Below are 21,060 nucleotides of genomic sequence, written 5' to 3'. Positions count from 1 at the left end.
GCGGCTTCGCCACACCGTCTCCCGACAGAGGAGACACAGATGCGAGCACTAATGGCGGGCGTAGCGGCCCTCGCCCTCACGGCCACCCCCGCGACCGCGCAGGAGCCTTCGGCCACGCCCACGGTCGAAGAACAGATCGGCGGGGGCGGGCGGCCGGTGGGCGCGAACTGGGCGCGCAGCCCGGTGATCGCGGAAAATGGCATGGCCGCCACCGCGCACCCGCTGGCGACGCAGGTCGCGCTCGATATCCTCAAGGCGGGCGGCAATGCGGTCGACGCGGCGATTGCCGCCAATGCCGCGCTCGGCCTGATGGAGCCGACCGGCAATGGCATCGGCGGCGATCTCTATGCGATCATCTACGATCCCGAGACCGGCAAGCTGCATGGCATCAACGGATCCGGTCGCAGCCCCAAGGGGCAGACGCTGGAGCAACTGCTCGAAAAACTCGACGGCGCGGACGCGCTGCCCCCGGTCGGCCCCTTGCCCGTCACGATCCCCGGCACGGTCGATGCTTGGTTCGCGATGCACGCAAGATTCGGCAAGCTGTCGATGGCAGAGAATCTCGCCCCCACGGTGCGCTATGCCCGCCACGGGCACCCGATCGCACCGGTCATCGGCATGTATCTCGACCGTGCGCTCCGCGCCTATACCGCGCGACGCGAGGCCTATCCGTTCGAGTTCGACAACGCCATCAAGGTCTGGTTCGCCGACGGGGATGCGCCGGACGCGGGCGAAATCTTCAGGAATCCCGACCTTGCAAATACGCTTGAGACGATCGGCCGCGAGGGGCGCGATGCTTTCTATGACGGCGCGCTCACGCAAGTGATGGTGGACTATCTCCAGGCGCAGGGCAGCGCCTTCACGCGCGAGGATTTCGCCAGCCACACCAGCGACTGGGTCGAGCCGGCCTGCGCCGAATACAAGAATGGCTACGAGCTGTGCGAACTGCCGCCCAACGGCCAGGGCTTCGCCGCATTGCAGATGGTCAATATCCTCAAGAACATCGACCTTTCGCAATGGGAACGCGGCAGCCCCGAGGCGCTGCATTACATGGTCGAGGCGAAGCGCCTCGCCTATGCCGATGTCGCACGCTTCTATGCCGATACCGACTTCGCCCCCTTCCCCGAGGAACTGCTCACCGAGGAATACGGCCTTGAACGCTTCTCGCTGATCGACCCGGACAAGGCTACGCCCGAATTCGGGCCCGGCGAACCCAAGCTCGAGGGCGAAGGCGACACTACCTACCTCACCGTGGTCGATGGCGACGGACTGATGGTCAGCCTGATCCAGTCGAACTATCGCGGAATGGGCGGCGGGCTGGTCGCGCCCGGCACCGGCTTCATGTTCCAGGATCGTGGCGAGCTGTTCAGCCTCGATCCCGCGCATCCCAATGCCTACGCGCCCGGCAAGCGCCCCTTCCACACCATTATCCCCGCCTTCGTGAAGAAAGACGGCAAGCCGTGGATGACGCTGGGCCTGATGGGTGGCGGCATGCAGCCGCAGGGCCATGTCCAGATCCTCGTCAATATCGTCGATTACGGCATGAACCTGCAGGAAGCAGGGGATGCGGCGCGCTTCAACCACGACGGCGGCCGTCAGCCCACCGAGCCGCTGACCGGCCCGTCGGCCGACCCGCTCGGCACGCTCTATGTCGAGCCCGGCATCCCCGCCGAAACGATCGAGCGCTTGCGCGCCATGGGCCACAAGGTGGAAGTGATCGACAACGGCATCATGTTCGGCGGCTACCAGGCTATTGCGCGCGATCCCGAAACGGGCGTGCTGACCGGCGCGACGGAGATGCGCAAGGACGGGCAGGCAAGCGGCTATTGATGGTCGTGCAAGAGAGGAGAGCGTCATGGCGAAGGTAACCGGCCTGGGCGGGGTGTTCTATGTGGTCGAGGACCCGGCGGCGACGCGTGCGTGGTATCGCGATACCCTGGGCATCGACGGCGAATACGGGCCACAGTTGAACTGGTCGGAGGAGACGGGGAACAAGCCCTATTCGCTGATCAGCCATTTCAGCGACGACGAATATATCAAGCCGGGCAAGGGCGGTTTCATGATCAACCTGCGCGTCGACGATTGTGACGGCATGGTCGCGCAGCTCAGGGACAAGGGCGTCGAGGTGCTCGGCCATGTCGACGAGGGCTATGGGAAATTCGCCTGGATTCTCGATCCCGATGGCGTGAAGATCGAGCTTTGGGAGCAGGTGCAGGCACCCGATTGAGCAGGGCGGAACGCGCACGAGCAGGCTTTCCGTAGCGTCGTTAGCTGAAAGTTAACCATGCCTCTGGAATATTCCCGGTCATGCGCTTGCATCCCGCCCTCTCTCTGCTCGTTCTCCTCACCCTGGCGGGATGCAGCGCCATACCCAGCTCCAACTCGGCCGAGCGGACGGCGCGGCAGGCAGGGTCCGGTCCCGTCGCTGTCGCGCGGCCCGAGGCTCGCCAATGCTATGCCAAATTGGGCCAGACGGGCTCGCGCTTTGCCCCGCTACCGGACAAGTTCTACGGCGCCGGCTGTTCCACGACCAATAGTGTGCGGCTCGATGGGGTCGCCGGCGATGCGCATGAGTTCAGCGTCACGAACCTTGGCGCGGTCGCCTGCCCGCTGGCCAACAGTTTCGCCGGATGGGCGCGCTTCGGCGTCGATCGCGCCGCCCGGCAGATTTTGGGCTCCCCGCTCCGCCGGATCGAGACCATGGGAAGCTATTCGTGCCGCAATGTTGCGGGCACCGCGCGGCGCAGCGCCCATTCACGCGCCGAAGCGATCGACGTGGCAGCCTTCGTACTGGCCGATGGGCGACGTATCTCGGTCCAATCGGGATGGAACGCTTCGCCAAGGGAGCGCGAATTCCTGCGCGTGATCCATTCCAGTGCATGCAAGCGGTTCGGCACGGTGCTCGGTCCCGATTACAACAAAGCGCATGAGGACCATTTCCATCTCGAATATGGTGGCAACAACTACTGCCGCTAGCGCCCCTGGGGCTTTAGCCCATAGTCTCGCGCACACTGTCTTCCAAATGGGCTTCCAATTGCAACCGGACAGCCTGTGCCGGATGCTCTGCGCGAAGCTTGGACATGAGGTTCGCCCGATGGTTCTCGACCGTGCGCGGGCTGATGTTCAGCTTGCTGGCAATCGCCTTGTTGCTGCACCCTTCGGCCAGCCAGTCGAGCACCTCACGCTCGCGCGGGGAGAGGCTGGCAATCCTGCTGCGGGCTTCCACCATCCTGCGCCGCGCCTGGGTGTATACGTCGAGGTCTTCGCTGATGCGCTGGAGGGCTTGCGCAAGCCGGGTCGGGCGCAGCGGAAGGGACAGATAGTCGAGCGCTCCCGCCTTGACCGCATTGACCACATTGCCGGGCCGCGGTTCCGGCGCAGTCGCGATTACGGGAAACCACACCCCATTTCCCGCCAGCGCGCTCAGGATTCCGGCAGCACCACCCCGGCCGGGGTCGTCGCGCGCGAGGATGACCCCCTCTTCGGGCGGGCGCTCCAGAAATTCGTGCGCGTCCGAATAGGTCTCGCAGTGGTGCCCAAGCTCGTAAACGAGATGCGACTGCTCCGCCCGGCACCGGCTCGAACCACCCACGATATGGAGAATCTGGCGCTCCTTCATGAAGCAAGTCATAAATCAATAAAGACTATCGCGCTATATATTTGTTTCCCTGAAATAAATTCGGAATTAACCAGATCGGGATAGCTATATAATTCACCTGAATGGAATATATATAATCAATGAAGTTTTTATATTACCCATTCTTGTAAAAATCATAATCAGGCAATGAGTGAAAAGCACTCTTCAGCGCATCGCCCCAGCTCGACGAGATTGCCTGAAAATAGGGATCCTCATGCGTAACGCGATGCTCGTGCGTCGGCGCAAAGGTATCGCGTTCGATGACTTGCAAATCGAGCGGAAGGCCGACCGACAGATTGGCCTTGAGCGTGGAATCGAAGCTGACCATCACAAGCTTGACGGCATCTTCCATGCTCATGGCTCGGTCGTAGCCGCGAATGATGATCGGGCGGCCGTATTTGGTTTCGCCGATCTGGAAGAAGGGCGTGTCATGACTCGCCTCGATGAAATTTCCTTCGGGATAGACCATGAACAGGCGCGGCTCCATTCCCGCGATCTGCCCGGCTACGATGATCGAGGCGGTAAAACGTCCCCTGCCCTTTTCGCCATTGGCTTGCTGGCGATCGGCGATGATCGCCCGCAGCAGCTTGCCGATTTCGGTCGCGACCTGGAACATGGTTGGCGACTTGAGGATAATGTTCCCGCGCTCGTCGGGCTCTTTCATCCGCTCTTCCAGCTGACTGATCACCGCCTGCGTGCTGGCGAGATTGCCAGCGGTCATTAGCGTAATGATCCGCTCGCCCGCCACGCTCCAGGTGAACATCTTGCGAAAAACGGAGATATTGTCGACGCCCGAATTGGTACGGGTATCGCTCATCAGAACCAGGCCCTTGTCGAGCATCATCCCCACGCAATAGGTCATGAATTCATCCTCTTGGCAGGTTCACTGCTGCACTTGTTGTTGTTCTACTGCGACATCGACCTCGAGCACCGTCGAAGTGCTGCCGAAGCTGATCCCGGTCACCGGAGCGGCGTCGCGGTAATCGCGCCCCGTGGCCACCCGAACATAGCGCGCATCGGGGCTGATCCCGTTGGAAATATCGAATCCCACCCAGCCGAGCTCCTCGACGAAGGCTTCGGCCCAGGCATGGCCCGCTTCCTGTTCGACCCGGTCGTTCATCATCAGATATCCGCTGACGTAGCGCGCGGGTATTCCAAGCGAACGGGCGATGCCGATGAAAATGTGCGCATGGTCCTGGCAAACGCCGCTACCCGAGGCGAAGGCCTCCTCGGCAATGGTACGCGAATGTGTCGTACCGGTCTTGTAGGCAACGCGATCGAGGATTGCCGCGGACAGGCCGTGCAGCATATCGATGCGCTCCTCGTCGCGCGCTTTCATTTCCTGCGCCAGCTTGTGCATGCCGGACCCGGGCCGCGTTTGCTTGGTCTGGCCCAGGAAACACCACAACGGAAGAAGCCCCGCATGGCGTCCGATGACGCCGGCATGGTCGTGCGTATCGACCTTGCCGCGGCAGGTTACGGTAACCGCCTGCGTACCCTCTTCCACCGCCACCAATGTCACCGTGTTGCAGTGCTGGTCCTCGTAGGTGAGTTCCGGATTGGCGCGATCGTATTCCATCTCCCATTCGAGAATTTCCTGCCCCTGCGTTTCCTTGGGCGTGAGGCGCAGGCGCTGGAGCGCATGGACCACTGGGGAATCGAAGCGATAACGGGTCGTATGGCGTATCGAAAGGCGCATCAGGACAGGAACCGATAATCTTTGGCGATGGCATTGCCGATCGCGACGTTGGACGCCGTGAAATCGACCAGGAATTCGTGCAGTCCCTGGTCGAACACGTCGTCGATGGTGAGGTCGGCCAGCCGCGTATCGGCCGCGCGCATCAGCGCATTGCTTTCGCCTTCCTGGCCATGCAGGCGCGCCAGCGCGGCCAGATTGGCGCGCAGCTCCGAATGGCAGAAGGCGAGAGAGCGCGGGAAACAATCGTCGAGGATCAGAAAGTCGCAAATCCCGCGCGCATCGATCTGCCCGGCATTGAGCCAGCGATAGGCGCGGTCGCCCGAGACGGAGCGCAGCACCTGATCCCACTGGCCCGTATCGAGGCTCGACCCGACATAGGACAGCGAGGGCAGCAGAAGGTAGTATTTGATATCCAGAATCCGGGCGATGCTGTCACCGCGTTCGATGAAGGCGCCGGCCTGCGCGAAGTGATAGCCCTCGTTGCGCAGCATCGAACCTTCCATCGCGCCGCGCGCCATCGTGCCGGCCCGCCGGATAGTGGCGACGGTTTCGAGTACGCGGTTCTCGCCGACCGGCTTGGACAGCTGGTCCTTGATCGTGAGCCAGTTCTCGTTGATCGCTTCCCATAATTCGCCGCTGATCGCATTGCGGGCGAGCCGGGCATTCTGGCGAACCTGACCGAACATGGCGAGGATGGAGGACGGGTTGTCCTTGTCGCGCAGGATGAAGTTCCACGCTTGCTGGCCCGAATAGGTCGCGTGCTTGGCCTCGTACCCGCCACGTTGCCCGGACGTCGAAATGACCGAACGCCATTCCTCTTCGGCGGTGACGAGGTCGCGGGTCAATGCCATGCGCAAGCCCGCATCGAGCAACCGCGCGGTGTTTTCGGCCCGCTCGAGATAGCGGAACATCCAGAATAGCCCGTTGGCGGTCCGGCCTAGCATGGGCATCCCCCGGCCATCAGTCCTTCAGCACCCAGGTATCTTTGGTGCCGCCGCCCTGGCTCGAATTGACGACCAGCGAGCCCTTCTTGAGCGCCACGCGCGTGAGGCCGCCGGGAGTAATGTCGATCTTGTCGGGCGAAACCAGCACGAAGGGACGCAGATCGACATGACGCGGCGCGAGCCCCTTCTTGGTGAAGACCGGGCAAGTCGACAGGGCCAGTGTCGGCTGGGCAATGTAGTTCTCGGGATTGTCGGCTATCTTCCGGCGGAAGCTCTCGATTTCCTTTTTGCTCGCGGTCGGTCCGATCAGCATGCCGTAGCCTCCTGAACCATGGACCTCCTTCACCACCAGATCCGCGAGATTTTCCAGCACGTATTTGCACGCTTCCTCATCCGCGCAGCGGTGTGTCTCGACATTCGGCAGTAGCGGCTTTTCGCCGGTATAGAACTCGACGATTTCGGGCATGAAGGAATAGATCGCCTTGTCGTCGCAGACCCCGGTCCCCGGCGCATTGGCGATGGTGACACCGCCCGCGCGATAGACATCCATGATCCCCGGCACGCCGAGCACGCTGTCCTCGTTGAAGGTCAACGGGTCGAGGAATTCGTCGTCCACCCGGCGGTATATCACGTCGACGGGCTGGTATCCGCGGGTCGTGCGCATGGCGACACGCCCGTCGATGACCCGCAAATCGGAGCCCTCGACAAGTTCGGCTCCCATCTGGTCGGCGAGGAAGGCATGTTCGAAGTAAGCGGAATTGTAGATGCCGGGCGTAAGCACCGCGACGATCGGCTTGCCCTTGATGCAACGCGGAGCGCAGGCGGCAAGACTCTTGGCCAGCCGCCTTGGATAGTCCGAAACCTGCTCCACCGGCACGCGCATGAATAGCTCGGGAAACATCGACATCATGGTTTCGCGGTTTTCCAGCATGTAGCTGACGCCCGACGGCGTGCGGGCATTGTCTTCCAAGACGTAGAATTCGTCCGGTCCGGTGCGCACCAGGTCGATCCCGACGATATGCGTGTAGACCCCGCCCGGCGGCGTGAACCCGACCATATGCGGGAGCCAGGCCTCGTTCTGGCTGAACAGGCGCTCCGGGATCCGGCCCGCACGGATGATTTCCTGCCGGTGGTAGAGATCGTGCATGAACGCGTTGAGCGCCGACACGCGCTGCTCGATCCCGCGGGTTAGCTTGCGCCATTCGCCGGCCGAAATCACGCGCGGCACCATGTCGAAGGGGATCAGCCGTTCCTCGGCCTCGTCCTCGCCATAAACGTTGAAAGTGATGCCGGTTTTGCGAAAATTGGTCTCGGCCTCGGCATGCTTGCGCCGCAACAGCGCATTTTCCTGGTCGTCGAACCACTCGCAATAGCCGGAATAGGCCTCACGAACGCCGCCATCGGGCTTGTGCATCTCGTCGAAATGATCGGCGTTGCCGCTCATGGCCCCCCGGAGTGGTTGAGATCGCCGCCATTCTCGACCGGCAGCGAGAGGACAGGACGCCCTCCTTCAGGGAATTAAAGGTTCAGCAGCGGTCCAGTTCCCCCAACACTGCCACAACCGCCTCATGGGTCAGCACGAAACCCATGTGCGAACACCGCAAGGGCACGGCGCGATCGCGTTCGCCGGGCTTGCCACACGCCGCGCGTGGATGGACGACGCCGTCGCGCGGGCTCCAGAAAGCCACGGTTTCGACCGGCGGCTTTTCGTGGATAACGGTATCGATTTCGGGTTCATCGACCCTGTGGCCGGCGATCGCCTGATAGGCACGCCAGCCATTGTTGGCGCGCGGGCTGCCGGAAAACGGGGAGCCCATGGTGATCACCTTGGCGACCTTGTCCGGGTGTTTCTTCGCCAGTTCGCGCGCCATCACCCCGCCGAGACTCCAGCCAACAAGATAGATCGGCTCTGCCGAACGTTGGTGAAGGTCCACAAGCCGTTCTTCCGCCTTCCGGAAACGCGCTTCCGTCGCACCGAGATTGTAGCCAAGGCCCCATTTCTTCGCCGAGTGCCCCGCGCGCTCGAGTGTACGCGCCATCCAGCGCATGCGGATCGGATGCGCGCCGAAGCCGGGCAGGAGCATCACGGTCTTGGGATTGCGGGCCGCCGGAATCGACAGCGGCGTGTCGACCAACCGGCGAACCGGCTCGAGCGGCCAGAGGAATTCGCGCAATAGCAACTGCCAGCGCGGCCCGCGCGCATCGTCGGGGCTCGGCTCGGCGGCCAAAGCCCAGCGACGCGCCAATTCCTCGCGGTCGATGAATCGTGTGTCTTTGAACGGTAACGATGCCATCACCGCGTAATAATGCACGAAGCCGATGAATGGCTCCCTAATCGTGCAAGGTCAGCTAGGCGTCACAATCGCCGATGCGTTCCTGCGAGCTCTGCATGGTCATCTTCATGGTTTCGCCGCCGGGACCCTCGGCATCCATGGTCATGGTCATCTGCGAAGAGGTTTCATCCCCGGTGCCTTGCATGGTCATGCGGGCAGCGCCCTGCCCGCCCGTATTGCAGTTCATCACCGCGTCGATCCTGCCGCCATCGGCATCGAATTTCTCGAAACTGCAGTTCGAATCGTCCTCGCGGGCCTGCCGCGCCATTTCCTCGAAACCGCGCTCGGCCTCTTCTTCGGTCAGGCAGTATTCGTGCGTCTGCGGCCCCTGATCGAACATGCCGCGCATCATATCCTGCACCTGCTGGGGCGCCCCGGGCATCTCGATATCGACGAATTCCACCGTGGCGCGATACTTGCCCGGCTGCGGCTTGACCATGTCCGCCGTCTTGGCCGCGGCTTCCTCCATCGTGATCTCGCCATCGCCGTCGGCGTCGGCACTGGTGGAGTCGCCGCAGGCGGCAAGGGTGAGGCTGGCGGCGGCGGCAATGGCGATACGGCGCATATCGAGTCTCCCAATTCTCCTTGCGAGGCTAGCAGTCGAACGACGCGAGGCAAGCACCGTTGCGTGCAGGCCCGCTGTTCCCCATATGTGCGCGCATGAGCGAACTCGTCATTCGAAGAGGGTTGGAAGAGCCGGACACCACCGGCGAGTTCGTACCCCACAAGCCCGCGCGCCCCGAAAAGTCGATGCCGGGAAAGAAATTCGAACTCGTCAGCGACTATACACCCAGCGGCGACCAGCCCACCGCGATCGCCGAATTGACCGGTGCGGCGAAGGAAGGCGACCAGACGCAGGTACTGCTCGGCGTCACCGGCTCGGGCAAGACCTTCACCATGGCCAAGGTGATCGAGGAACTGCAGCGCCCTGCCCTGGTCCTCGCCCCGAACAAGATCCTCGCCGCGCAACTCTATGGCGAATTCAAAAGCTTCTTCCCGGAAAACGCGGTCGAGTATTTCGTCAGCTATTACGACTACTACCAGCCCGAAGCCTACGTCCCCCGGTCGGACACCTACATCGAGAAGGAAAGCTCGGTGAACGAGGCGATCGACCGGATGCGCCACTCGGCCACGCGCGCGCTGCTTGAACGCGACGACGTCATCATCGTCGCCAGTGTGTCCTGCCTCTACGGTATCGGATCGGTCGAAACCTATTCGGCGATGATCTTCGACATCAAGAAGGACACGAGCGTCGACCAGCGCGAGTTGATCCGCAAGCTCGTCGCGCTGCAATATAAGCGCAACGATGCCGCTTTCGCGCGCGGCAACTTCCGCGTGCGCGGCGACAATCTCGAGATTTTCCCCTCGCACTACGAGGACATGGCCTGGCGGATCAGCTTCTTCGGCGACGAGATCGAGGAAATCAGCGAATTCGATCCGCTGACCGGCAAGAAGGCCGCCAGCCTCGACAAGGTGCGGGTCTATGCGAACTCGCACTACGTAACGCCTGGCCCGACGATGAAGCAGGCGAGCGAGGCGATCAAGTTCGAGCTTCAGGAACGCCTCAAGGAACTGCACGAGGAAGGCCGTCTGCTCGAAGCCCAGCGTCTGGAACAGCGCACCAATTTCGACCTCGAGATGATCGCCGCCACCGGCTCCTGCGCCGGGATCGAGAACTACAGCCGGTTCCTCACCGGCCGCCTGCCGGGCGAACCGCCGCCCACGCTGTTCGAATACCTTCCCGAAAACGCGCTGCTGTTCGTCGACGAAAGCCACCAGACGGTGCCGCAGATCGGCGCGATGGCGCGCGGCGACCACCGCCGCAAGATCACGCTGGCCGAATACGGTTTCCGGCTGCCGAGCTGTATCGACAACCGCCCCCTGCGCTTCAACGAATGGGATGCGATGCGCCCGCAGACCTTCTGCGTTTCGGCGACGCCGGGCACATGGGAGATGGAACAGACCGGCGGCGTCTTCGCCGAACAGGTCATCCGCCCCACGGGCCTGATCGATCCGCCGGTCGATATCAAGCCGGTCGAGGATCAGGTGCAGGACTGCATCGAGGAGTGCAAGAAAACCGCGGCCAAGGGCTATCGCACGCTCGTCACCACGCTGACCAAGCGGATGGCCGAAGACCTGACCGAGTTCATGCACGAGGCGGGCGTCAAGGTCCGCTACATGCACTCCGATGTGGAAACGCTGGAGCGTATCGAGCTGATCCGCGACCTGCGGCTCGGCGTCTTCGACGTGCTGGTGGGCATCAATCTGCTGCGCGAGGGGCTCGATATTCCCGAGTGTGGGCTGGTCTGCATTCTCGATGCCGACAAAGAAGGCTTCCTGCGCTCCGAAACCAGCCTCATCCAGACCATCGGCCGCGCCGCGCGCAATGTCGATGGCCGCGTGATTCTCTATGCCGACCGCATCACCGGCAGCATGGAACGCGCGATGGCGGAGACCGAGCGCCGCCGCGAGAAACAGCGCGCCTATAACGAAGAACACGGCATCACGCCGCAAACGATCAAGCGCCAGATCGCCGATATCGTCGCCGACACCGCGAGCCAGGATGGCGTCACGGTCGATACGGGCGACGAGGAGCGCAACAACCTCGTCGGTCACAATCTGCGCGCCTATATCGAGGACCTCGAAAAACGCATGCGCGCCGCCGCCGCCGATCTCGAATTCGAAGAAGCCGGACGCCTGCGCGACGAGATCCGCCGTCTCGAGAACGACGAGCTGGGCCTTGGAGACGAGGAAAAGAAAGCCCCACGCGTCGGGCGCAGCGATGCCGGGCGGCCCGGCACGCGCAAGACGCGCTATGGCAAAACGCGTTACAAGAGGATGGGCGGGAAGCCCTAGCCGCACGCCCCTTCGGCAGAAGCCTATCCGCCGCTCATCGGATCGCGCTTCGCCTTGGCCGACAGTGTGATAATCTCTTCAACCGGGGAGATTATCATGGCCAAATTCGATCTCGATCCCGAAGGCACGCGCCTGCCGGTTCGTTTTGACGGAACCAGCAATGCCGAATTCCTGCCCCTGGATCTCACTCAAGAGCAGAAGCGAGCCAATGCAATCGCGCACGAAACCGCAACTGCAAATGCGCGCAGGCTCGGTATGGGGAGGCGCGAGTTCCTCGTCAGCGCGGCAGGAGCCGCAGCAACGCTGTCTGCCTGCAACGCCGCCAATCCGCAGGCGGGCGGGCGCTACGCTCTCCCGAACGATGCCGCCCTCGACACTGAAGCGGCAGCCTCTGCCCTGACAGGCGATGAATTTATCTTCGATGTGCAGACGCACTGCGTCGACCCCTCGGGCGCATGGAAAGTCGGGCGCGAGGGCGAGATCTGGGACGCTGTCTTGCGGCAGGCCTTCGGACAGTATGCGAAATGCGGCGGCGAGGGATATGAATGCTATTCCGCGCAGACGCTGGCCAAGGAGGTCTATCTCGACAGCGACACCGATGTCGCAGTCGTCTCCGCCCTGTGGGGCAGCCAGAAGAGCAATCCCACACCCACGCACTATGCCGCGGAAGCGCGCGAAATCGTCGAGAGCATCGGGGGAGAGGATGCGCGCTGTCTGATTCACGGCGGGCTGCTACCCAACGATCCAGGCGATCTGGAAGCGATGGAAGAGAAAGCCCGCATCCACAAGGTCGACGCGTGGAAGATGTACCCGCAATGGGGACCGGACGGGCGCGGGTTTTTCCTCGACGAAAGCGATCTCGCACACCGCGCCTTCGACGAAGCGCGCAGGCTCGGTGTCACCACCATCGCAGTTCACAAGGGCATTCCGCTCTACGGGCTCGAATACGAATTTTCCTCACCCGCGGATATGGGCCGCGCGGCGGTGCAGAATCCCGACCTCACCTTCCTCGTCTACCATTCGGGCATGGAGCACGCGAAAACGGAAGGGGCCTACAATGCTGTCGACCCGCAAGGTGTCGATCGGCTGATCAAGGCGCACAAGGACGCCGGCCTCAAACGCAACGAAGGCAATCTCTATGCCGAGCTCGGCTCGCTATGGCGCCATTTCATGAGTCGCCCTGACGAGGCAGCGCATGTCCTCGGCAAGCTCCTTGCGACCTTCGGCGAAGAGCGGATCATCTGGGGCACGGACAGTATCTGGTTCGGCAGTCCACAAGACCAAATCCAGGCCTTCCGTGCCTTCGAGATTGGCGAGGAATATCAGGAACGCTTCGGATATCCGGCGCTCGATGCCTATGCCAAACGCCGCATTTTCGGTCTCAACGGAGCTGAGGTTTATGGCATCGATGTGCCGCAGGCCAAACGCGCGTCCTCTTTGACCGAGCGCCGCGCAGCCCACCGGGCGGAGGCGAACCCGAGCTTTGCGACCTATGGTCCGAAGAACCGACGTGACTTCATGCGGCTCTGGCATGAGCAGGGCGGCAGGCCCGGCTGAGATTTACTGTAACAGGCAAGCTTGGCATAGGCACCAGCATGATTCTTCGTAGCGCTCTGGCGGTTCTCGCCGCATTCGCCCTAGGCGGACCCACTGTTGCGCAGGAGAAGGATACCCCCGCCGCATCCGCCTCGACCATCGAACCGCAGGTCCGCACGCGTAACCTATCCGGCACCTTCGGCGGTCAGCGCGTTTCCTATACCGCGACCGTGCGCGAGACGATCCTCGAGGGCGATGACGGCAAGCAGGAAGCGGTGATCGTCACCACGAGCTATGTAAAAAGCCCACGCGAGACCTCGCGGCCGGTATTCTTCATCTACAATGGCGGCCCGGGATCTGGCTCGGTCTGGTTGCAGATGGGTGCCTGGGGGCCAAAGCGCGTGGGCATACCTTCCGACGCACGCGACGACGGCGCGCCGCCCTACCCGCTGCTCGACAATCCGGACAGCCTGCTCGATGTCGCCGACCTCGTCTTCATCGATCCGCCGGGGACGGGCTTCAGCTACCTCACGCCCGGCACCGATCCGGAGAAGTATTATGGCCTGCGCGAGGATGCGCGCGCCGTGGCCGAAGTGATCCGTCGCTGGATCAACGACAATGGCCGCTGGAACAGCCCGAAATACCTCGGCGGCGAAAGCTACGGCACGACGCGCACCGCCATGGTGGTCGACGAACTGGAGGGCGGCACCTTCAACGATGTCGCCTTGAACGGCCTCGTTCTGGTTTCGACCATTCTCGATTTCGCCGCACGCGAGCCGACCCCTGGCAACGAAATGGCCTATGTGGTGACGCTGCCGAACATGGCCGCCGCCGCGTGGTTCCATGGCAAGGCCGAGGCACCTTCGGTCGAAGCGATTGCCGAAGAAGCCCGCCGCTTCGCCATAGGTCCGTTCGCCAGCGCCCTGCTCAAGGGACAGGACCTTCCCGACACCGAACGCGCTGCCGTGCGCGCCGAGCTTTCGCGACTGACGGGCCTGTCCGAAACCTATCTCGAGCAGGCGAACCTGCGCGTCACCAGTCGGCGGTTCTACAAGGAACTGCTGCGCGATCGGGGGCTCACCATCGGTCGTCTCGATGCGCGCTATACGGGCACGGATTACGACAATGCCGGCGAATATCCCGACAACGATCCCAGTTTCTACGGCATCGACGCAGGCTATACCGCGGCGGTCAACGCCTGGCTGCGCGAGGGATTGGGTTTCGAGACCGACCGCGAGTACCAGTCGATCGGGCGCGAGCCGGGGCGGCACTGGAACTGGAGCCTATCGAGCGGTCCGGGCCGCAACGCCTATCTCAACGTCGCGCCGTTGATCGGCAAGGCAATGCGCGAGAATTCCGGCCTGCGGCTGTTCAATGCGCAGGGCTATTACGATTTCGCCACGCCGTTTTTCGGAGCGGAATATTCGCTTAACCGCTTCGGTATCCCACAGGATCGGGTCGAGCTGCATTACTACGGATCGGGCCACATGATGTATGTCCGCGACGAAGACCGGGCGAAGCTGTCGCGCGACCTGCGCGCCTTCATTCGCGCGCGCTGAGGATAGCTTCGTCGCACCGCTTGCACGTGGTTACGCCTGTGCCATAGCCCGCGCATGCGTTCACTCGTCCGTGTCCTGCCGATCGTGCTGCTGGCGGCGTGCAAGCCCCCCGCCTCGGACGAGTATGTCGAACGTACGCGGATCGACAGCGGCGCCGAAGGACCTTCGGAGCCGATCGATTCTCCCGATACCGAAGGGGCGATCTGGGCTCCCGCGGACACGGACGGTCGCCTGCTTTACGGCAAGCCTGGAGAGCGCCCGCTGTTCGCCCTCGAATGCGTCGTGCAAGGGACCGAGCCGATGCTCGCCTACACCCGGTTCGCCAAGGCGGACGCACATGCCAAGGCCGTGCTCGCTCTGATCGGAAATAGCCACGTCGCCAGGCTGCCGATCGATGCGAAACGGCATGGCGAAGTATGGCGCTGGGAGGGGGCAGCGCCGGTAGCCGACCCTCGCTGGGACGTCATGACCGGCAGGCGCGAAGTCGAGGCGACCGTGCCCGGTGCGGGCAGCGTAATCCTCAATCCCAGCGCTCTGCCTGGCGAATTGGTCGAGAACTGCCGCGCATTGGCCGACCCGCCTAGCGACGAGGCTGAGAGTTCCGAGCCTTCTCCACCAGAAGATCCGGCGTAAGCACCTGCGGCAATTGCTCGGCCTCGGCGCCGGGCGCGTACCACAGGTAGAGCGGGACGCCCGCCGCCCCCTGCTGCGTCAGCATGCGGCTGATCTCTTCGTCCGGCTGCGTCCAGTCGCCGCGCAATGCGATGACGCCCGCCTGCTCGAAGGCCGCTCGCGTCGCCTCGCGTTCGATCGCTACGCCCTCGTTGACCTTGCAGGTGACGCACCAGTCGGCAGTGAACCAGATGAAAACCGGGCGGCCCGAGGCACGGGCTTCGGCCAGCGCGGCCTCGCTGTAGCCGATGGGATCCAGAAGGCTTTCTGCCGATGCGGCCTGCGCCTCGGGTCTGGGGAGCAGCGCGGCCCCGATGCCAAGTAGTACGACGAGGCCAGCGAAGACCGCCACCGAACCGCTTCGTGCCCTGCGCTGAAACAGGCCGCCGAGCGCAAGGCCCGCGAGTGCGGCCACGGCGAGCACAAGTACCAGCGCGAGATAGTCCCACCCGCCGATTCGCCAGACGAGCCATGCAAGCGCGAGCGCGGTCAGCCCCATCGGCAACGCCATCCAGCGCCGGAACGTTTCCATCCACGCGCCCGGCTTCGGCAGCCGCCGGCGAACAGCAGGCACGAACCCGACCAGCAGGAACGGGAGCGCGAGCCCTATCCCGAGTGCGACGAAGACCAACAGCCCATGGATCGGCCGGATAACCAGCGCCGCGCCCAGCGCGACCGCCATGAATGGCCCGGTGCACGGCGTCGCCACGAAAGCTGCGAGCAGCCCGGTCGAAAAGGAACCCCCGCGCGAGGGCGCACCGCCCGAAATGGCCATGCCGGGCACTTCGAACAGCCCGAGGAAATTAGCCGTGATCGCCAGTGCCAGGAGCAACAGGCCGACCACGACGACCGGCTCCTGCAACTGGAAGGCCCAGCCGACCTGTTCGCCCGCCGAACGCAGGAGCAGAATGGTTGCACCAAGCGCGGCACAGGCCAGCACCACGCCCGCCGTATAAGCCAGTGCGTCCCGTCGCGCCGCGCGTTCATCCCCGCCCGCCTTGGCCAGCGACAGCGCCTTGAGGCTGAGGATGGGGAAGACACAGGGCATGATGTTGAGCAGGAGCCCACCGACCAGTGCGGCAGCCAGTAATTGCCACAGAACCGGTTCCGCCCCGCCGCCACGGATCGGCTTCACGCCTTCGAGCGGCACGTCGCCCTGCAGGGCGGTAAAGCGTACTCCGCGTCCATTGCCGAGATCGAGAATGCCGGTAATCTCTTCGGGACGCGACTCGACGGCGATTTCGACATTGTCCGGCACCGCGATTGGCTCGATCGGAACTTCGGCCACCAGCAGATTGCCTTCGCTGATGAAGGTCTGCACGCCCGTGTAATCGGGTCTGTCGCCTTCCCCCAATTCGGGCGTACCGAGGAAGAGGTGGAGATCACCGAGCGCGGTTTCCGCAGGGATCGGAATGCCGACGCGCAGATGCGTAGGTGTGAATTCGAACTGCGCGCTGCTGTCGAGCTGGGGGACGATCGCCGCGCGCCACTCACCGAACCGCGGGTCGAACCCGGACTGTGCGGGATCGAGCGCCAGCCGCGCCTGCTGCGGCACGCAGATCTTGTCCGTGCAGGCCAGATAGTTCGCCGTGACGCTGATCGGCGCCACATTGGCGACCGCCGCGTTTTCCGGAACGGCAATCGGCACGAGAACCGCGTAGTCGCCCTCGTAAACATGATTCATCAAGCCACCGATCACCAACCGCTTGGGCAGCGGATAGAGCGGTTCGCCCACCTCCCATCCGTCGGGCAGGTCCCACTCGAGCTCCATGCCCAGCCCCGCATCGCCGGGATTGGACCAGTAGCCGTGCCATTCGGGTGTGGAGGGCATGAAATGCAGCGCCACCATCCAGGTCTCGCCGGGCTGCGGCGCCCCTTCGGCCACCAGGTCGACCGGCATCCGGTCGCTGCCCGGCCCCTGCGCCTTCAGCGGCAACGCCAACGCCAAGGCGACCAGCATCACCAGCGCGGCGAACCGCTCCATTATCCTTGCGTCGATCACGCAGGCCGCTCTAGGGATTGGCCCCATGACAGACAAGCGAGACCTGCTGATCCTGGGCGGCGGCCTGGTAGGCATGACACTGGCACTGGCGGCGGCGAAAAAGGGGCTCTCGAGCCACCTCGTCGACCGCGCCGATCCGGCCAGCCTGACGGCGGAAGGCTTCGACGGCCGTGCTTCGGCAATCTCGACCGCCAGCTGGCGGCTGTTCCGCCACATCGGGCTCGAGGACCAGCTCGAACCGCATGGCTGCGACATCGCCGCCATCGCCGTGCTCGACCAGATGAAGGCGGGCCGGCTCGATTTCCGGCCCGAACCGCACGAAGGCACGCTTGGCCGCATGTTCGCCAACCGCCAGCTGCGCCTCGCGCTGCACGAGGCAGCAGCGAAGGAGCCGCTGATCGCATGGCATGCTCCGGTCGATGTCGTGTCGCGTGAGCGCGGCGAATTCGGTGTATCGGCAACGCTCGCCGATGGCCGCGTCCTCGAAGCCGCATTGATGGTCGGCGCGGAAGGGCGCGGATCGCCCAGTCGCGAGGAAGCGGGCCTGAAAATGGCGAACTGGGATTACAGCCATCGCGCGATGATCGTGGGGCTCGACCACACGAAGCCGCACGAGAACGTGGCGTGGGAAATCTTCTATCCTGACGGGCCCTTCGCGCTGCTGCCCGTGCTCGACGGCCCCGACGGCCAGCATCGCAGCGCACTGGTCTGGACGGTGGACGAGAAGGATGCCGCAGGCGTTCTCAAACTGTCCGACCGTGCCTTCCTCGCCGAGGTATACAAGCGCATGGGTGACCTTCTCGGCGAGCTCACCATCAACAGCGCGCGCTCGTCCTATCCGCTGAGTTTCCAGCACACGGCGAAGATCGTCGAGCACCGCCTGGCGCTGGTCGGCGACAGTGCGCATGGCATGCACCCGATCGCGGGCCAGGGCCTCAATCTCGGCCTGCGGGATGTCGGCGCGCTGGTCGAGGTGCTCGACGAGGCGGTTCGGCTCGGCCTCGACCTCGGCGATGCGCAGGTCCTGAAAAAGTACGAAGAGTGGCGCGCGCTCGACTCGCTCATGGTGATGGGCGCAACCGACAGCTTGACGCGGATATTCGGCATTCCGGGCAAGGCGGCAAGCGCCGTGCGCCGGTTGGGCATGACCGGTATTCAGCGCAGTGGCTGGCTCAAACGCTTTTTCATGGACGAGGCACGCGGCATCTCGGGCGAACTGCCCGAACTGCTCAAGGCCTAGGTCTCTTCGGCGGGGCTCGGCTGCTCTATCCGGTTGCCCGCGCCGTCGCGCAGGCGCCGCGGCTCGAGCACGGCGGCGGTCTCGATCAGATCGAGCGCGCGCTGCGCGGCGGCATAGCGTTCGGCATCGCGCAGCCAGCCTTCGGCCTGATCGGCGCCCGGCAGGTTGCGCACCTCGGCGATCGCCGAATTCGTCCGCCCGCTTTCGAGAAACAGCCGCGCGCGGTCGAGCCTGCGCTCGGGTTGCGGCGAAGGCGCGCTCTCTCGGCGAATGACGAACAGCTGCGCCAATTCCTCGCTGAACCGGTCGAATCCGGTCCGGTCGCTCGGCGCGGCCAGCCGGGGCGAGAGACCTTCCAGCCGCGCGATCAACTGGTCGAGCGTGATCGGATCGCGGCTGGTGCGAATGATCGTATCGACCGCATTGGGCAGCGTATCACCGAAACGCAGGCGCAACTGGTCGGCAAGATAGCCGAGTTCGGCCCCCTTCTCGAGCGCGCGGCGCGTGGCGAAGGCGATCAGCAGGCCCTCGGCGCGGGCTGCGTTGCCGGCAGCGGCCTGCGCTTGCAGGTCGAGGCGCGCGAGACGCTGTTCGGCAGCGGCCAATCGCTGGTCGATACCCCCTTGTTGCTGTTCGACGCGTTCGACCGCCTCTTGCGCCTCTTGGCTGGCGGTGGCGCTGGGTGTGGGCGTAGGTTCCGCGGTCGGGCTGGAGAGAGCCTGCGGACCTTGCGCGGGTGAAGCGGAAACGGGCTGATCTCGGTCGGTCATCGAATAGACCACGTACCCGGCGATCGCACCACCGAGCAGGAAGCTGGCAAGCACGGCGATAAGGACCGGCCTCGTCGAAGGCCCCTTGCGCCTGGTGCTCATAAAATCGTCCATCGAATACCGTTCCGCGACCCTGGGGCCGGTTCTCAAGGGCCCTTCCATATCATTGAGCGTCGGTCTGGCACAAAGCCTGCGCCAAGGCCAGTAGCTCGCTGTCGCCGGGCGCCGGGGCAATGTGGACGGAGCGCCAGCCCTCCCCGGCCAGTTCGGCAACGCGCGGCCCGATGACGGCGAGATCGACAAGCGCGCGATCGAGGCCGTGACGGTCGAATTCGACCTTCAGCCGCTCGGCCGCGGCACCCGAATGCAACGCCACCACCCCGCCCGTAACGAGCAGCTCGCGATCTTCCTCGCCCAGCTGCTCGGGCACGGCACGGTAAACCGTCCGGGTCTCGACCTTGATCGTGTCGGGCAGGCGCAGCGTCACGCGATCGGCCCCGGCAAGGCGGAGTAGCCGCAGCTCACGTTCGCCGAGCTCGTCGAGCAGGTTCTGCAGTCCTCCGCGCCCCGTCCGGCCGACGAGAAAGCCCGCCCTGCGCGCCGCGTCGCCAGTGGCCTCCCCCACAACATGTACGGGAAGCTTGGTCAGCTTTTCCAGTTGCTTGCCGCCATGGCGAAAGACATTCGCGCTGCCGACCAGCAGGCCGTCGAAATCCTCGGGCGAAGGCGCGTCCCATTCGATCGCTTCGATGGCGAAGAGCGGTGCTCCATGCACTTCGAGCCCCATATCGCGAGCGGTTTGCGCGCTGACCGACCAGCCCGGCTCGGGGCGGAACAGGAACAGCGGCTTCACGGCCGCTCGCCGAAATGCCGCGTGACCTCTTTCGGTGCCTGCCCAAGCAACCGGCGAGCGAGCTCGAGCGGAGCCTTGTCGTCATCGGCCGCGAATTCGCTTTCGTCCGCTATTCGCACATTGCCATCCGGGCTGAAGATCGCCGCGGATAGCGTAATTCTTCCGCTGCGAATGTGCGACAGCGCGGCAATGGGGCTGCTGCACGATCCGCCCAATCCCTCGAGCAGGCGGCGTTCGGCGGCAATCTCGGCATGGCTTTGCGCGTGGTCGATGGCCGCCAGCAGATCGCGCACCCGCGTATCGCCGCTGCGGGATTCGATGCCGATTGCCGCCTGCGCGGGCGCGGGCAGCCATTCCTGCGGGTCGAGCCGGGCGCCCACCGCATCCTCGCCCAGTCGGTCGAGCCCGGCGGCGGCGAGGAAGGTCGCATCGGCCTCGCCCGCTTCGAGCTTGGCCATGCGCGTGGCAACATTGCCGCGAATGCCGACCACGGTCAGGTCTGGCCGCAGGTGGAGCAGCTGCGCGGCGCGGCGCGGCGCGCTGGTGCCGACCCGCGCGCCTTGGGGAATATCCGCAATGGAGCCGGCCCCGAGGAGGCGATCGGCCTTGTCCGCTCGCGGCAGGATGGCGGCAATAGCGAGCGCATCGGGCCGGATCGTCTCGACATCCTTCATCGAATGGACCGCCGCATCGATCCGACCCTCGATGAGCCAGTGATCCAGTTCGCGCGTCCACAACGCCTTGCCGCCGATCTCGGCCAGCGGGCGATCCTGCACCTTATCGCCGCTCGCCACTACCGGGACCAGTTCGACCGCCGATTCGTCCCAGCCATGCGCCGCGCACAGCCGCCTGCGCGTTTCATAGGCCTGCGCCATGGCAAGCGGGGACCGGCGGGTTCCGAGGCGGAGAATGGGCTGATCGGGCATAGGTCGGCTTGCCCTAGCGAGCCATGCCGCTAA

19 protein-coding genes are annotated in these 21,060 nt (G+C 64.2%); 8 read left to right on the top strand and 11 right to left on the bottom strand.

All coding sequences use genetic code 11. The annotated features are described in order from the left end of the window. The first annotated feature begins 39 nt into the window (after nt 1-39). The 3 genes from ggt to ASS64_RS11630 all read left to right on the top strand — a co-directional run bounded on the left by ggt (nt 40) and on the right by ASS64_RS11630 (nt 2,976). Nucleotides 40-1,830 carry a gamma-glutamyltransferase gene (gene ggt, locus ASS64_RS11640; protein WP_067694486.1) on the top strand — a complete coding sequence of 597 codons (1,791 nt, stop codon included), beginning with the start codon at nt 40-42 and terminating at the stop codon, nt 1,828-1,830. Nucleotides 1,831-1,855: 25 nt separating this feature from the next. Next, nucleotides 1,856-2,227, top strand: a complete 372-nt coding sequence (locus ASS64_RS11635) for a VOC family protein (protein WP_067694483.1) — start codon at nt 1,856-1,858, stop codon at nt 2,225-2,227. Nucleotides 2,228-2,307: 80 nt separating this feature from the next. After that, the gene (locus tag ASS64_RS11630) at nt 2,308-2,976 is read left to right on the top strand and encodes an extensin family protein (RefSeq protein WP_067694480.1); all 669 of its coding nucleotides are present in this window, start codon (nt 2,308-2,310) and stop codon (nt 2,974-2,976) included. A 13-nt stretch (nt 2,977-2,989) separates the two neighbouring features. Here the strand turns inward: ASS64_RS11630 and ASS64_RS11625 are convergent, their stop codons facing one another. From ASS64_RS11625 to ASS64_RS11595, 7 genes are all read right to left on the bottom strand, one after another. Beyond that, entirely contained in the window at nt 2,990-3,619 is a 630-nt protein-coding gene (locus ASS64_RS11625) for a response regulator transcription factor (RefSeq protein WP_067694476.1), read from the bottom strand. A 133-nt stretch (nt 3,620-3,752) separates the two neighbouring features. Further along, nucleotides 3,753-4,499 carry a proteasome-type protease gene (locus ASS64_RS11620; protein ID WP_067694473.1) on the bottom strand — a complete coding sequence of 249 codons (747 nt, stop codon included), beginning with the start codon at nt 4,497-4,499 and terminating at the stop codon, nt 3,753-3,755. Between the two features lie 21 nt (nt 4,500-4,520). After that, on the bottom strand, nt 4,521-5,336 hold the full coding sequence (locus ASS64_RS11615) for a transglutaminase family protein (RefSeq protein ID WP_067694470.1): 816 nt from the start codon (nt 5,334-5,336) through the stop codon (nt 4,521-4,523). Next, nucleotides 5,336-6,280 (bottom strand): alpha-E domain-containing protein, encoded by a 945-nt coding sequence (locus ASS64_RS11610; protein ID WP_067694467.1) that lies wholly within the window; start codon nt 6,278-6,280, stop codon nt 5,336-5,338. Before ASS64_RS11610 ends, ASS64_RS11615 begins: the two co-directional genes overlap by 1 nt. Before the next feature lie 16 nt (nt 6,281-6,296). Next, nucleotides 6,297-7,724, bottom strand: a complete 1,428-nt coding sequence (locus ASS64_RS11605) for a circularly permuted type 2 ATP-grasp protein (RefSeq protein WP_067694465.1) — start codon at nt 7,722-7,724, stop codon at nt 6,297-6,299. 82 nt (nt 7,725-7,806) lie between these two features. Continuing rightward, on the bottom strand, nt 7,807-8,574 hold the full coding sequence (locus ASS64_RS11600) for an alpha/beta fold hydrolase (RefSeq protein ID WP_067694462.1): 768 nt from the start codon (nt 8,572-8,574) through the stop codon (nt 7,807-7,809). Nucleotides 8,575-8,629: 55 nt separating this feature from the next. Next, nucleotides 8,630-9,178, bottom strand: a complete 549-nt coding sequence (locus ASS64_RS11595) for a DUF3617 domain-containing protein (RefSeq protein ID WP_067694459.1) — start codon at nt 9,176-9,178, stop codon at nt 8,630-8,632. A gap of 95 nt (nt 9,179-9,273) precedes the next feature. Here ASS64_RS11595 and uvrB point away from each other — a divergent pair, with 95 nt between their 5' ends. The 4 genes from uvrB (at nt 9,274) to ASS64_RS11575 (ending at nt 15,197) form a co-directional block, all read left to right on the top strand. Then, a complete protein-coding gene (gene uvrB, locus ASS64_RS11590; RefSeq protein WP_067694455.1) occupies nt 9,274-11,469 on the top strand; it encodes an excinuclease ABC subunit UvrB in 2,196 nt (731 codons plus the stop codon). A gap of 96 nt (nt 11,470-11,565) precedes the next feature. Next, on the top strand, nt 11,566-13,026 hold the full coding sequence (locus ASS64_RS11585; protein ID WP_067694452.1) for an amidohydrolase family protein: 1,461 nt from the start codon (nt 11,566-11,568) through the stop codon (nt 13,024-13,026). Nucleotides 13,027-13,064: 38 nt separating this feature from the next. Further along, nucleotides 13,065-14,564, top strand: a complete 1,500-nt coding sequence (locus tag ASS64_RS11580; protein WP_067694450.1) for a S10 family peptidase — start codon at nt 13,065-13,067, stop codon at nt 14,562-14,564. 54 nt (nt 14,565-14,618) lie between these two features. Then, nucleotides 14,619-15,197, top strand: coding sequence for a hypothetical protein (locus ASS64_RS11575; protein ID WP_067694445.1), 579 nt, complete (start codon nt 14,619-14,621; stop codon nt 15,195-15,197). Here the strand turns inward: ASS64_RS11575 and ASS64_RS11570 are convergent. Continuing rightward, nucleotides 15,145-17,238, bottom strand: a complete 2,094-nt coding sequence (locus ASS64_RS11570; RefSeq protein WP_234002391.1) for a protein-disulfide reductase DsbD — start codon at nt 17,236-17,238, stop codon at nt 15,145-15,147. The genes ASS64_RS11575 and ASS64_RS11570 overlap by 53 nt on opposite strands. A 25-nt stretch (nt 17,239-17,263) precedes the next feature. Between ASS64_RS11570 and ASS64_RS11565 the strand changes: the two genes are divergently transcribed. Next, nucleotides 17,264-18,478, top strand: a complete 1,215-nt coding sequence (locus tag ASS64_RS11565; protein ID WP_067694439.1) for an FAD-dependent monooxygenase — start codon at nt 17,264-17,266, stop codon at nt 18,476-18,478. On the opposite strand, the gene ASS64_RS11560 is transcribed toward ASS64_RS11565, so the two are convergent. Genes ASS64_RS11560 through hemC form a run of 3 tightly spaced genes read right to left on the bottom strand, consistent with a single transcriptional unit; the run spans nt 18,475 to nt 21,027 of the window. Continuing rightward, entirely contained in the window at nt 18,475-19,362 is an 888-nt protein-coding gene (locus ASS64_RS11560) for a hypothetical protein (protein ID WP_067695225.1), read from the bottom strand. The two genes, ASS64_RS11565 and ASS64_RS11560, sit on opposite strands and share 4 nt — an antisense overlap. Before the next feature lie 49 nt (nt 19,363-19,411). After that, nucleotides 19,412-20,101 carry a uroporphyrinogen-III synthase gene (locus ASS64_RS11555; RefSeq protein WP_067694437.1) on the bottom strand — a complete coding sequence of 230 codons (690 nt, stop codon included), beginning with the start codon at nt 20,099-20,101 and terminating at the stop codon, nt 19,412-19,414. Beyond that, nucleotides 20,098-21,027: a hydroxymethylbilane synthase gene (hemC, locus tag ASS64_RS11550; protein WP_083508328.1), complete on the bottom strand. Its 930-nt coding sequence runs from the start codon at nt 21,025-21,027 to the stop codon at nt 20,098-20,100. Before hemC ends, ASS64_RS11555 begins: the two co-directional genes overlap by 4 nt. Nucleotides 21,028-21,060: the final 33 nt, after the last annotated feature.

The sequence above is a fragment of the Erythrobacter sp. AP23 genome (assembly GCF_001542855.1).
Classification (GTDB): domain Bacteria; phylum Pseudomonadota; class Alphaproteobacteria; order Sphingomonadales; family Sphingomonadaceae; genus Qipengyuania.
This window is presented reverse-complemented; position numbering and strand designations above follow the sequence as displayed.